The organism is Myxococcus faecalis, assembly GCF_050039385.1.
Lineage (GTDB): Bacteria > Myxococcota > Myxococcia > Myxococcales > Myxococcaceae > Myxococcus > Myxococcus fulvus.
The window spans coordinates 583,094-596,137 of sequence record NZ_CP144336.1 but is presented as its reverse complement, the minus strand read 5'-3'; the positions used below and the strand labels follow the sequence as shown (position 1 = coordinate 596,137).

Sequence of the window (13,044 nt, the reverse complement as noted above, 5' to 3'; positions counted from 1 at the left end):
CCGTCGTGGCCCCCCGGGCGCCAGGCCCTCGCGCGGCTCCTCGCCCGAGGGCCCTCGGCTTCAGCTCCGGGGCTGCTGGGGCTTCGCCGGGTCGTCCATGTCGATGGGCCCCTGGCCCGGACCCAGCGGCAGGGCGCACTCGTCGCACATCCAGAAGCGGACGATCATCCCGTTGTCACCCGTGGAGACGTAGGTGGAGCCGACCACCTCGCCGCCCTCGGTCTTCTTGCAGGAAATGCAGGTATGCGTCTGCTTGCTCTGCGTCATCTTGGGAGTCCTCGGGGTGTGGAAACGCGGACGGACCGACACCCTTGCCCGAGTGCCGGTCCGCTCGAAGTCTACTTCACTCCATCCAGGCGCGGGTCATCTCACCCGATGGACATCTGGTAGCCGCCGTTGGGGTTGGAGTTCAGGAAGTGCCGCATCTGCTCGGGCGTAATCGTCTTCACGTTCGCGTCCGCGGGGTCGCGCACGATGAAGTTGCCCTTGGCATCCATGCCCGCCACCGTGACGTAGTGGCCGGACGTGCGGCCCTCGTTCTGGTGCGGCGGCATCGCGTGGTAGTCGCCGTTGGCCACCACCAGCTTGCCCTGCTTGAGCTGGTCGGCGATCCACTCCACGTTGGCGCCCGGGCCCTTCGTCACGGCGTCCTTGCCCATCGCCTTGGCCATCTTCGCGATGCCGTTGACGTCCGTGCCGTTGCCCGACGTGCCGCCAATCCCACCCAGGTGGTTGATGAGCTGGGCATCCGTCATGTCCTTGCCATAACCAAAGGCACGCGCGATCTGCGCCATGGACGTGGGGCCGCAGTTGGCCGGGCCATTCGTATACGAGCCGTTCTTGCCCGCCGGGTTGTACTGGCTGATCTGCGGGACCTTGCTCGGGTCCACGCGGCCGTCACCCGTCACCGGCGCGGCGCCGTCCGTGGCCTGCGGGCCCGTGGGCTTGGGGTTCAAGTCCACCGGACCCGGCTTGTTCGTGCCCGGCGTGAAGGTGCTCTGGTCCTTGCCCGCGATCCCCGGCAGCTTCAGCGTGTCACCGGCGAGGATGAGATTGGGGTCGGTGATCTTCGGGTTGAGCTGGCGGATCTGGTTGATGACATCCCAGTGCGAGCCCTCCATGCCCTTGGCCTTGAGCTCGGAGGCGATGCCCCACAGCGTGTCGCCCTTCTTGATCTCCCGGTCCGAGCCCGTCACGGGCGTGCGCGAGTCGTCCGTCTTGCCAGGCGTCAGCCCCGGCTTGTTGCCCGGCTTGGACGTGTCCGTGCCACCCACCGTGGTGTCGGGCACGTTGGCCGTCGTCCCGCTCGGCGTCTTGCCGCCGGGGAACAGGCTGTTCATGTGGTTCTGGATCTTGTTCTGGTAGTCGTAGCCCCGCGCGTCGTTCATGTTGCCCGCGCCCCGGTGCCACTCGCGCGCGGCGGCCAGGCCGCTGCCGTGCTTCTTGGTGAGCTCACCAATCGTCTTCGCCAGGAACTCCATCTGCTTCTCGGGCGGAATCGTCTTGGCGTTCGCCCCGCGGCCCACCTGCATGCCGGACCACTTCTCGAACGAGGGCAGCAGGCCGTTGTCGTCCAGGCCGATGAGCCCGTGGCCCGTGCCGTCCGCGTGCACGCCGTGGTTCTTGAACGAGGACTCCTGCGCGACGATGCCCGCGAGCACCTTCGGGTCCGCGCCGTACTTCTGCGCGTACTTCTCGATGTACGGCCACAGCTGCTGGAGGTTGAGCTGAGCGTCGCGGCCCTGCGGCAGGCCCTCGGCCTGGACGGAGGTGGGCGAGTTCGTCTGCTGACGGCGCTCGATGCGAGGAGACATGGGGTCACTCCACGAGTGGAGACACAGGGGTGTGGAAACGACTGATGACCGATTGTCGGCGGCTGAGAAAAAGAGTTGCGGCGACCCAGGTCGGTTTGGCCTGACTTCCAGGTTCAGAGAGCGATAGGAGTCGCCCTGTCTGGGTGAATCCACACAAGGAGTCGCGAATGAATGCACTGCGTTACGGACTCGTGACTGGCGCGGCATTGTGTCTGTGGGCGGGCCTCGCGGCCGCGCAGCAACAGCCGCTCACGGGTGTCTATGCCAAGCAGGGCGGCACCCTCGTGGTGCTCGAGGGGGATGGGCAGACGCTCGTTCAATACGAGTCAACTTTTCCGCAGGGCCAGAGCATGGGGGCCTGTGAATGCACCTTCGCTGTCCAGAAGAAGACCTCTCCGAAGTCGTGGGCCCTGACGACCTTCCAGTCCCAGGGGAAATGGACGCTGGATCTGGAGCCCAACAAGCTGGTGCTGAAGGGGCCTGGGACGGACTGCTGCGGTGCGGGGTGGTCGGGACAGGACAGCTTCTCGCGGCCATTCAGCCGAGCGCTGTCGACGTGCACGGTGAAGGCGAAGGAGGCGCGCCTGCAGCCGCTGGATGGGAGTCGGCAGGGGCCCACGGTGGTGAGCGGGGACAAGGTGGAGGCGCACGCCGCGTCACCGTTGCCGGACGTGGTGCCCGTGCGCGTGGTGAAGGGGACACAGGTCGTCACGGGCCTGTTGCCGGGTGGCGAGCTGGAGTGTGGGACGCAGGCGGCCGGCGTCGAGGCCGCGTCGTCCGGGGCGCTCAAGGCCCTGGCCGGCAAGTGGCTCCAGGTGCGCCGCAAGGGCAAGGGCTACCTCATCGAGGAGTGGTGCGGGGCGAACACGCCCTCGGTGACGGTGGACGCGGCCGGGTCCATCCTCATCGACTTCGGCCAGGATGACCTGAAGGGACAGGTGAAGTCCGTGAAGTCCGAGGCCCGCGGCGGCTCGACGCTGCAGGTGGCCTATCCGAGCGGTTCCAGCGAGACGCTGAAGTGGACCGTCACCGACGCGAAGCGCAACGTGATGCGCGTGCAGGGCGGGAAGGACTACTTCCGCGAGGGGTATCTCTACGTGCGCGACGACGCGCGCAAGGACATCCCGGTGAAGGCGGAGGTCTGCGAAGAGGAGGAGTAGTCGCCCCTGTTCGCGAGGGACGGGAGGCGAGGGCGCCTCCCGTCTCTTTGGCACGGCGTCGTGCTTCAGCCGAGCTTGAACGGCTCCAGCTCCGGCACCTTCTCCAGCAAGAGCGGCGGCGAGTGCAGGTAGGCCGTGCTGCGGCGCTTCTGGTCGATGTCGTCGTAGACGCGCTGCACCTGGGTGGGCGTCAGGCCCATCACCTGCGCGGCCTCGTCCGTGGGCACGTCGTGGTTCTTGGCCCACATGAGCAGGTCCAGCTGCGAGTAGTGCACGGAGAAATAGAAGTCCTCCTGCGACTGGGGGAGGCTGAACGTGTCCGTGGTCGGCTCGCCGCTGGTGATTTCGTCGATGACGCCCAGGTGTCTGGCCAGTTGATATGTCTGGGTTTTGTAGAGGCCGGCGATGGGCTTCACGTCCGCGGCGCCGTCGCCCAGCTTCACGAAGAAGCCCTGGTCATACTCCAGACGGTTGGGCGTGCCCGCCACCGCGAAGTTCAGACGGTCCGCGTGGAAGTAATCCATCATCTTCCGCGTGCGCTGCTTGAAGTTCGTCGCGGCGACAATCTGGGTATAGGCCTGGGGAGGCAGCCGGAAGCGGCGCTCCTCGCCATTCACTTGCACCACGACGTAGAAGAAGTTCACCGCGTCCGTGTTGAGCCGGTCGCCGTGCATGACAATCTTCCACTTCATGTCCGGGGTGAACTCCGGGAAGACGGAGCGCACGGCCTCGTCGCGCTGGCGATAGCAGCCGGCGGCCTCGAGGATGGGGGCGATGTCGTGGAGCTGGTATTTGATTCCCAGCTTCTCGCAGAGCTTGCGGCCCAGCTGCGAGCTCCAGCCGCTGGAGTCGCGCTCGGGCAGGAGGATGCCGAAGACGCGCTCGGGGCCGAGGGCCCGCACGGCCAGGGCCGCGACACACGCGGAGTCGATGCCGCCGGAGATGGCCACGACGAGGCCGCGCTTGCGCAGCTTCTTGAGCACCGTCTCGCGCAGCCCCTCGGACAGCTCGGCCGCCTTCGCCTCCCAGTCCAGCTCCAACACCTGCTTGGAAAACTTCATTGTGTGACCCCTCTCGAACCCTTCACGACGAACCGATGGATGAATATTGGGTGCGCAGCTCCGCCTTGAGCACCTTCCCACTGGGCCCTCGCGGCAGCGCGTCCGTGAACACCACGTGCCGGGGCACCTTGTGTGCCGGCAGCGATTCCCTGCAGAAGCGCCGCAGCGTGTCCTCCTCGACCGTGGCTCCTTCCTGGAGCACGACCACGGCGCAGGCCGCCTCTCCGCCCAGCGCGTCCGGGACCCCCACGACGGCCACCTCGCGCACCGATGGGTGCCTCGCGAGCTGATGCTCCAGCTCCGCCGGGCTCACGCGGTGGCCGCCGACCTTGAGGATCTCCTTCGCGCGTCCCACCAGGAAGATGAAGCCCTCCGCGTCGCGCCAGGCCAGGTCTCCGGTCCACAGCCAGCCGTCGCGCAGGATGGCCGCGGTCTCCTCGGGGGCGCCCAGGTAGCCCGGCGTCACGTTGGCGCCGCGCGCCACCAGGTGGCCTGTCTCGCCCGTGGGGAGCGCCTTGCCGTCCTCTCCGACCACGCGCAGCTCGACACCGGGAATCGCCACGCCGATGGAGCCCGCCTTCTCCGCGGCCCGCGTCGGGGGCAGGTAGCTCAGTCGCGCCGTGGCCTCGGTCTGGCCGTACATGACGTACAGCTCGGCGGGGTAGAGGGCTTCGCGCGTCCACTGGATGGTGTCCGGAGACATGCCGCCGCCGGCCTGGGTGGCGTAGCGCAGACGGAGCTTCGAGAGGGCCTCCGCGCCAGCTTGCCGCTTGAGCAACTCGAAGGTGAGCGGCACGCCCGCGAAGCCGGTGCTGCGCTCCTGGGCCATCGCCTCCAGCACCACCTGTGGGTACATGAAGCGCGGGTCCAGGAAGACGGAGCCGCCCACGAGCAGGTGGGTCTGGAGGACGCTCTTGCCGTAGCAGTAGTGCAGCGGGAGGACCAGGTGTGCCCTGTCTCGTGAGGACAGGCCCAGGTACTCGACGATGGAGCGCGTGTTGGCGGCGATGTTGCCGAAGGTCTGGATGACGCCCCGGGGCGTGCCAGTGCTGCCGGAGGTGTAGACGATGGACGCGTGGGCGTCGGAGGGCGTGGAGGGCAGGGCGGCCAGCGGGGGAGCCTTTGCCTCGGGGTCCACCGCGCCGTCCTCTTGCACCCACGTGCAGGTCGCGGGCGCGAGCGCCTGGAGCATCCGCTCCGGTGGGCGCGTGGCGTGAATCACATACACGTGCGTCAGGCCCGGCTTGCCGGTCCACTTGCGCGCGTCCTGTCCGAAGACGAAGGCCTGTCGCGCGCCCGTCTGCGCGAGGATGGCGTCCACGGATGTCGCGCCCGCCTCACGGTCGAGCTCCACCGCGCATGCGCCCAGGGCCTGCACCGCGAGCCCGGCCACCGCGCCCGCCGAGCCGAGGGGCAGGGCGATGAGAACCTTGTCTCCGGCTGAGACGCCCGAGGAACGCAGGTGCCCCGCGAGCGCCGTCATCCGCTCCGCGAGCTGCGAGTACGTGAGCCGTGTCCACGGCGAGTCCACCGCCGAGGCCGTGGGGGTGCGCTGCGCGTGGGCCATGACCCACGCCGGCGCGGAGTCCGTCGCGCTCACGCGACCTCCTGAAGCAGGACAGGTTTGAACGCGGCGAAGCTGTGCGCGGGGAGGTCGCGAGTAATCACGCGACCTTCCCAGGCGGGACATCTGTGGTTGCGGCGAGGCGCGAGACCGTCGCGAGGGTTCACGCGACCTCCCGATGCAGGGCCGCTTCGGACGCGCAGGCTGTTCGCGTGAGAAGAGCGCTGGCGCGCATTCGGCGTTCTTCATGCAGGGCGGTTTCGGACGCGCAGGCTGTTCGCGTGTGAAGATCGCTCGCGCGCATGCGGCGTTCCTGATGCGGAGCGGTCTCGGACGCGCAGGCTGTTCGCGTGTGAAAACCGCTGGCGCGCATGCGCCGTTGCTGGCGCATGACTGTTTCGGACGTTCTGGCGGCCCGCGCGCGAGAATCACGAACGCGCAGGGGGGGTGCCCGGCTCGGGAAGGCCTCGGCCAGCGCGTGAGCTTTCCTATCGTTCATGCCGCCTCCAGCACCACGGCGTCGAGGTCCGCCCGCGGCGGCGCGCGCGGCGTGAGGAAGTGGTGCGCGAGCAGCTGCGTCGACGCGATGGCGAACAGCGCCATGGTGTCCGCCTCGCTCTCCGCCGCGTTGGGCGCGCGCAGCTTGGCCACGAGCCGCTCCGCCTTGCGTGCATCGAACACCCCCACCTTCGCCACGGCCTCGGGCGCGAGCAGCTCCCTCGCCCACGCGGGCGCCTCCGGTCCCACCAGCGCTCCGGCAATGGGCGCACGGTACGGGAACTTGCTGCGCTCCAGGATGGACGCCGGAACACGGCCCTTCGCGTAGCGCTTGAGCACGTGCTTCTCGTCCAGCCCCTTGAGCCGCATGCGCTCGGGGATGCGCGCCGCCAGCTCCATCACCGACGTGTCCAGGAACGGGAAGCGTCCCTCCACCGCGTTGCCCAGCAGCATCCGGTCTCCCTGCGCCGACAGCAGGTATCCCGACAGCAGCGTCTTCGCCTCCAGGTACTGCGCGCGCGCCAGCGGCCGCCAGCGGGCCACGTGTGCGGGCACCGTCGCGAGCACCGACGCCGTCGGCTCCTCGTCCGCCACGCTCGCCGCGAAGTCCGGCGCCAGGAAGCGCGAGATCCGCCCGCTGTTCGCCCACCGCACCAGGTGCGAGAAGCCCAGGCTGCCCGGGTCCTCCAACCCCATGCCGAAGAACTCGCGCAGCAGCTCCACGTTCTGCTGGCTCACCGACAGGGAGGGGTAGAGCCGACGAAGCAGCAGCGGCCGCCACTTCGACGCCGGATGCCGTGCCCAGAACTGCCGGACCTTCGTCTCCTTGAACAGGTCGTAGCCCAGGAACATCTCGTCCGAGCCCTCCCCCGTGAGCACCACCCGGATGCCGTTCTGCCGCACCCACTCGCTCAGCCGCAGGAACGGCGCGGGCGCCGAGCGCATCATCGCCTGCTCCGCGTGGAAGATGACGCCAGGCACCAGCGTGCCGATGTCCCCGTCGCGCATCTCCACCACGCGGTGCTCCGTGCGAAGCTCCCCGGCCACCGCGGCCTGGTGCTCGCGCTCGTCGAACCGCGCGTGCGCGAAGCCCACCGAGAACGTCCGCAGCGTCCCGCCCAGCTGCCCCTGCGCCAGCGCGCACAACAGGCTCGAGTCCAACCCGCCCGACAGGTACGCCGCCACCGGCACGTCCGCGCGCAGCCGCAGCCGCACCGCGCGCTCCAACGCCTCGCCCAGCTCCTCCTGGATGCGCGCGTCGCTGGCCGTGCTCGGCTCCACGCCGAAATCCAGGTCCCAGTACCTGAACGTCTCCAGCACCCCCGCGCGGAACCGGGCCGAGTGCGCGGGCGGCAGCAGCCGCACCCCCTCGAACGACGTGCGCGGCGCCACCGGCGACCACAGCTGGAACGTCTGCTTCAGCCCCCGCGCGTCCAGCGCCGGCGTCACCAGCCCGCTGGCGAACAGCGCCTTGGCCTCCGAGCCGAACGCGAGCTGTCCACCCGGCAGCTCCGCGTAATACAGCGGGCAGATGCCCACCCTGTCGCGAGACATCCACAGCGTGGCATCCCGCGGGTCCCACAGCGCGAAGGCCCACTGCCCCTCGAACCGGCGCACACAGTCGATGCCCCACGTGAGGAACGCCGCGAGGATGACCTCCGTGTCCGAGCGCGTGCGGAACGCATACCGCCCGGCGAGCTGCTCGCGCAGCTCCACGTGGTTGAAGATCTCCCCGTTGAAGACGACGGTGAGCCCCGTCGCCGCGTCACGCATCGGCTGGTGGCCCCCCTCCAGGTCCACGATGGACAGCCGCGTGTGGCCCAGGGCCACCCCGTTCAACACCAACGCCCGCTGCGCGTCCGGGCCCCGGTGACGGATGCTCGCCGTCATCCGGACCAGCCGCTCGCCCGCCTCGGCCCCGGCGCCCCCTCCCGCCGGGTAGGTGAATCCCGCGATGCCACACATGGCGCGCTCTTTTCAGCCCGCTTGCGGCAGGCGCTGGTTCTGCTTGCGCTCGACGAACGCCACCACGCGCGTCAGCGAGTCCAGGTTCTCCGGAACCAGCTCCTTGTCCTCCAGCTTGATGCCGAAGTCCGACTCCAGGAACGCCACCAGCTCCATCATCCCCGTGGAGTCGATGAGCCCCTTGCGCAGGAAGGAGTCGTCATCGCCGAAGTCGTCCACGAAGAACGTGTCGACGATGAAGGTACGGATGCGTTCACGAATGCTCACGGTAGGACGTCCTGTCTGGAAGTGCGGTGGTGAAGTGATGGAACAAGCCGGGCGCGAAGCAAGACGCGCCCGGGACGAAGACTTGAGGTGCTCAGCTGCCCGTGTCGCGGGAAACCAGCTCCAGGCTCATGTTGCGCGCGGGGTTGCCCATGGCCAGCGTGTCGGGCGGCACGTCCTGGGTGACGATGCTCCCGGCGGCGACCACCGAGCGCGCTCCCACGCGCACGCCGGGCATGATGATGGCGCCGTGCGCCACCCAGACATCGTCCTCGATGATGATGGGCGCGGTGTGGAGCCCATCCCGGTCTCCCACGCGCACGAACGACGCGAACATGCACCGGGCCCCCACGCTCACCGAGCGCCAGGCCTCCAGGCACACCCCGTAGTTGAACTGCGTCTCGTTCCCGATGGTGAGCTGGCCACCCGGGTGGCACACGAGCGAGCTGGGCAGCATCCCGCCGGAGAACGTCAGCCGATCCCCGAGGACCATCTCCCCTTCGTTGTGCACGCTCACCGGCCCATAGGCCGCCACGTTGCGCCCCAGCGACTGGACGGCGCGGAACTGCCAGCGCGCGCGCACCATCGCCACCGCGCGCTCCGCGCGAGGCCGGGCCGCCCGGCCCATCTCCTCCAGCTGGGCGACCACTTCGGGAATCCGGACGAATGGGCTACGCGACGTCATCCCATCACCTCCCTGCGCAGCACCCTCGCGGGCGCTCCCCCCACCGTCACCCCCGCCGGAATCCGACGCGAGATGACGGTGCCGGGCGCCACGGTGCAGCCCTTCTGCAGCTGCGCGCCCGGCAACAGGATGGCACGACTGCCCACCGTCACGCCCTCTTCGATGACCAGGGGCACCGACGGAGGCCGCTCATGGCGGTTTCCCCTCAGCGGGTGGTGTTGGTTGTCCATCACCTTGCTGAACGGCCCCAGCCGGGCGCCCCGGCCCACCGAAATCGAGCTGAGCGCCTCCAGCGACGCGCCTCCCTCGATGTGGGCCTCGTCCCCCAGGATGATGACGCTCTGGGGCGACATGGCATGCAGCTCGATGGGCGCCAGCCGGCCATCCAGCACCACGCGGTGTCCCACGAGCACCCGGCCCGCGCCGTGGATCCACACGCGGCCCAGCACCGTGGGCGAGTCCCCTATCTCCTGACAGCGCCTCAACTTCAGGCGCGCCATGAGCTTCCCCCACTCGCGCGACAGTGATTGATGTAACGGCCTCATGTCACGGCGTGGCCTGGACCGCGGGGATGGGAGGCTGCACCACGGGCGCGGGCAGGCCGGCCAGGAAGTTGAGCAGCTCGGTGGCCAGGCGCTTCTGGGCCGCCGCGTTCAGGTGGCCGCCGTCATCCGAGTAGCCCGGCACCATGGCCGGCCACGTCTGGCCATTGAGCTCGTACGTCTCCCGCGAGCCGTCGGGCGCGGTGGACTCCAGGCGCGCCAGGTCGAACAGGGGCTCCTTGTCCGCGTACGTCTTGCGCATCAGCTCGTTGAACGTCTCGCGCTGCACGTTCTCCGCCACGCCCCAGACGGGCCGGCCGAGCAGCTCCTTCAGCCACGCCTTCGCGCCGCGCTGCACCGTGGTGAGCGGCGCCGTCACGTGCACGAAGGTGGTGCCGGGGTGGCGCGCCTTCAGGCCCTCCATGGCCACGCGGTACTTCTCGAACAGCGCGCGCGTGTCCGTGGCCCCGTTGATGTCGATGTAGCAGAACTTGAAGAAGGCCACGTCCGTCGACTTCGCGAGCCCCGCGTCCATCAGCCGCTCGAAGTCGGCGATCTTCGACTCGGGCTTCTCGTTCTGTCCCACCATGGCGTGCGCCAGGGTGCCGGGGGCCAGCGACTCCGTGGGGCTCTGCACCTCCACCACGCGCGGCACCACGCCCTGGGCCGAGTTGGGCAGCGCCTTGACGCCGTCCAGGATGTTGCCGCCCACCGATTGGTGGCCGAAGAAGATGCGACGACCCGACAGCTTCTCCAGCGGAGCGCTCGGCGCGGAGGCCTGCGCCACCGTGCCGTGCAACGCCATCAGCAGCATGGCGGGCAAAGCCAGCACGCTCACGCGAACCAGAAACGTCCAGTCGAAGTGCATGCGGACTCTTAAACCCTTCCGTCGGCAAGCGTCAAAGGGCAGCCGAGCAGGACGTCCGCTGGTGCCCGTAAACGCGTGGAACGCAGGGGCTGGGGCGAAGTCACCCCATGCCTGCCCGCCGAGCTGGCGCGGGCCCGTGGCGGGGCCTTGAAGCTGCCTGGGCGCGGCGTTCCGCCAGCGGCGGAAGCTACTCCGCGCGCAGTGACACGGACGGTGACACCCGACTGGCGCGCAGCGCGGGAATCCACGTGGCCAGGAGCGACACCAACCCCAGCGCCGCCGCGACTCCCAGGAACACGCCCGGCTCGTGGGCCTTCACACCATAGAGGAGCGCCGCGAGCAGGCGCATGCAGCCGAAGGCCGCCAGCAGGCCCACCCCCACGCCCAGGAGCGTGAGCATGAGGCCCTGACGCATCACCAGCCCGAGCACCTGTCTGGGGTGGGCGCCCAATGCCAGGCGGATTCCCAGCTCCCGGGTGCGCTGGCCCACCGCGTAGGCCATGACGCCATAGACGCCCACGCCCGCGAGCACCACGGCGAGCGCCGCGAAGGCCGCGAGCAGCCGCGCCGTCGCCAGGGGCCGGGATACCTGCCGGTCCATCCGGTCGACGAAGGGGGCCACGTCGTACGCGGGCTGCTCCGCGTCCACGGCCTTGAGCTCCTGGCGCACGGCGGCCACCAGGGCGGAGGGCTCGCGCGAGGTGCGCAGCAGGATGGACATGGTGTGCACCGGGTACTGCTCGTACGGCAGGTAGGTCTCCGGCTGGGCGGGCTCCGTCAGGCGGTTGTGACGCACGTCCGCCACCACGCCGACGATGTCGCGGAAGGGCTCGTTGTCGCTCCAGCCCAGGCGAACCCTGCGGCCCAGCGCCTCGCCGCCGCCGAGGAACTTGCGCACGAAGGCCTCGTTGACGATGACGCTGGGGGCGCCCTTCTCCGAGTCGCGGCCGTCGAAGTCGCGTCCCTCGCGCAGCGCGACGCGCAGGGCCCGGAAGTAGCCCGGCGAGGCCACCCGGTACTCGGTGACGTAGCGCAGCCCCGAGTCCCGCGGCGCCCCCTCCAGCGTGAAGTCACCGTTGGAGTTGGTGCCCCCCAGCGGCGCGTCGTTGACCATGCCCACGCTCTCCACGTCCGGCAGCGCGCGCAGGCGCTCGAGGTAGTCGGCGAAGAAGCCGCGCTGCTGGTCGGGGCCGCCATACTTGAGGTCCGGCAGCGCCAGCCGCGCATGCAGCACCCGCTCCGCGTCGAAGCCGGGGTCCACCGCCTGCAGGTTGCGCAGCGTCCGCACCATCAGCACCGTGCCCACCAGCAGCACCAGCGCCAGCGCCAGCTGCACGGCCACCAGCCCGTTGCGCAGCGGGTGATTGGCGCGCGCGCCCGCCGCGCTCCCGGACTGCTTGAGCAGCGGCAGGACGTCCGCACCGGAGGTGTGCAGCGCGGGCGCCAGGCCGAAGAGCAACCCGGCGCCGAGCGACAGCGCCACGCTGAACAGCAGCGCGGGCACGCTCAGCTCCACCGGCGTCATGCGCAGCATCGAGGCTGGCAGGAGCGCGCGCACCAGCTCCATGCCCCACATGACGAGCAGGAGGCCCACCAGCCCGCCGACGAGGCCCAGGAGCACGCTCTCCGCCAGCGCCTGCTGGATGCGCCGACCCCGGCTGGCCCCGAGCGCCGCGCGGATGGCGCCGTCCCGCTGCCGCGCCAGCGCTCGCACCAACAGGAGGTTGGCCACGTTGGCGCAGGCGATGAGCAGCACGAAGCCCACCGCGGCCCAGAGCGCCCACAGCACCGGCCGCGAGGTGGACGTGAGGTAGCGCTGCCACAGGTCCGTCGTCACGCCGTGGGCCTTCTCGCCCGGCGCGCCCGGCCGGGCGATGAGCTGGGCCACCCGCGCCAGGTCCGCCGTCGCCGCCTCCAGCGTGACGCCCGGGGCCATCCGCCCGATGACGCTCATGTAGTGGTTGCCGTGCGACTCCGGGTCCAGCCAGTTGGGCAGCCACACGTCGACGTCCTCGGAGAACTCCGGGAAGGTGAAGCCCTCCGGCAGCACGCCCGCGACGGTGTACGTGCGCCCGTCCAACCGCACCGTCCCGCCCACCGCGTCCGAGGCTCCGCCCAGCGCCTTCTTCCAGAAGGCATGGCTCACCACCACGCTGCCCGGGGGATTGCCCGGCTGCGCGTCCTCGTCCCGGAAGTCGCGCCCCTGCGTGGGTGTCACGCCGAGCGTCTGGAAGAAGTTGGGGGTGACGCGGGCCGCGCGGACGCGCTCGGCGGAGTCCGCGCCCGTGCGGCTCATGTCCCGACGGGCGAAGCCGGCCAGCTGCGCGAACGACTGGCCATGCTCCCGCCAGCCGAGCAGCTCCGGCGGGGACACGGACGCCTGAGGGAAGTCCAGCTGCTGGCACCACAGCCGCACGAGCGCCTCCGGCGCCTGGAAGGGCAGGGGCTTGAGCAGCATCGCGTGGATGGCGCTGAAGAGGACGGTGTTCGCGCCGATGGCCAGCGCGAGCGTCACCACGGCGGCCAGGGTGAAGCCCGGCGTGTGCCTCAACGTGCGCAGCGCGTAGCGGAAGTCCTGACGAAGCGAGTCCATGGCGGGCCCCGAAGCGAAGGCCATGCCAGC

11 protein-coding genes are annotated in these 13,044 nt (G+C 69.9%); 1 reads left to right on the top strand and 10 read right to left on the bottom strand.

Annotation, left to right across the window (positions count from 1 at the left end; genetic code table 11):
- Positions 1–60: 60 nt before the first annotated feature.
- Together VZQ01_RS02210 and VZQ01_RS02205 are read right to left on the bottom strand one after the other, a co-directional pair.
- A complete protein-coding gene (locus VZQ01_RS02210; protein ID WP_426746814.1) occupies positions 61–267 on the bottom strand; it encodes a hypothetical protein in 207 nt (68 codons plus the stop codon).
- A gap of 101 nt (positions 268–368) precedes the next feature.
- Positions 369–1,814: a C39 family peptidase gene (locus VZQ01_RS02205; protein WP_426746813.1), complete on the bottom strand. Its 1,446-nt coding sequence runs from the start codon at positions 1,812–1,814 to the stop codon at positions 369–371.
- 167 nt (positions 1,815–1,981) lie between these two features.
- Here VZQ01_RS02205 and VZQ01_RS02200 point away from each other — a divergent pair, with 167 nt between their 5' ends.
- Positions 1,982–2,974, top strand: coding sequence for a hypothetical protein (locus tag VZQ01_RS02200; RefSeq protein WP_426746812.1), 993 nt, complete (start codon positions 1,982–1,984; stop codon positions 2,972–2,974).
- 65 nt (positions 2,975–3,039) lie between these two features.
- Here the strand turns inward: VZQ01_RS02200 and nadE are convergent, their stop codons facing one another.
- The 8 genes from nadE to VZQ01_RS02160 form a co-directional block, all read right to left on the bottom strand.
- Positions 3,040–4,035 (bottom strand): NAD(+) synthase, encoded by a 996-nt coding sequence (gene nadE / locus VZQ01_RS02195; protein WP_223746882.1) that lies wholly within the window; start codon positions 4,033–4,035, stop codon positions 3,040–3,042.
- 22 nt (positions 4,036–4,057) lie between these two features.
- Complete coding sequence (locus tag VZQ01_RS02190) at positions 4,058–5,635, bottom strand: class I adenylate-forming enzyme family protein (RefSeq protein ID WP_426746811.1); 1,578 nt, start codon at positions 5,633–5,635, stop codon at positions 4,058–4,060.
- A gap of 459 nt (positions 5,636–6,094) precedes the next feature.
- Positions 6,095–8,062 (bottom strand): asparagine synthase (glutamine-hydrolyzing), encoded by a 1,968-nt coding sequence (gene asnB, locus VZQ01_RS02185; RefSeq protein WP_426746810.1) that lies wholly within the window; start codon positions 8,060–8,062, stop codon positions 6,095–6,097.
- Positions 8,063–8,074: 12 nt separating this feature from the next.
- Positions 8,075–8,329 (bottom strand): acyl carrier protein, encoded by a 255-nt coding sequence (locus tag VZQ01_RS02180; protein ID WP_141323149.1) that lies wholly within the window; start codon positions 8,327–8,329, stop codon positions 8,075–8,077.
- Positions 8,330–8,420: 91 nt separating this feature from the next.
- The gene (locus VZQ01_RS02175; RefSeq protein WP_141323150.1) at positions 8,421–9,011 is read right to left on the bottom strand and encodes an acyltransferase; all 591 of its coding nucleotides are present in this window, start codon (positions 9,009–9,011) and stop codon (positions 8,421–8,423) included.
- Positions 9,008–9,511 (bottom strand): acyltransferase, encoded by a 504-nt coding sequence (locus VZQ01_RS02170; RefSeq protein WP_223746885.1) that lies wholly within the window; start codon positions 9,509–9,511, stop codon positions 9,008–9,010. Before VZQ01_RS02170 ends, VZQ01_RS02175 begins: the two co-directional genes overlap by 4 nt.
- A 46-nt stretch (positions 9,512–9,557) precedes the next feature.
- Positions 9,558–10,421: a hypothetical protein gene (locus VZQ01_RS02165; protein ID WP_223782928.1), complete on the bottom strand. Its 864-nt coding sequence runs from the start codon at positions 10,419–10,421 to the stop codon at positions 9,558–9,560.
- A 187-nt stretch (positions 10,422–10,608) separates the two neighbouring features.
- Positions 10,609–13,038 (bottom strand): ABC transporter permease, encoded by a 2,430-nt coding sequence (locus tag VZQ01_RS02160; protein WP_426746809.1) that lies wholly within the window; start codon positions 13,036–13,038, stop codon positions 10,609–10,611.
- Between the last annotated feature and the right edge of the window lie 6 nt (positions 13,039–13,044).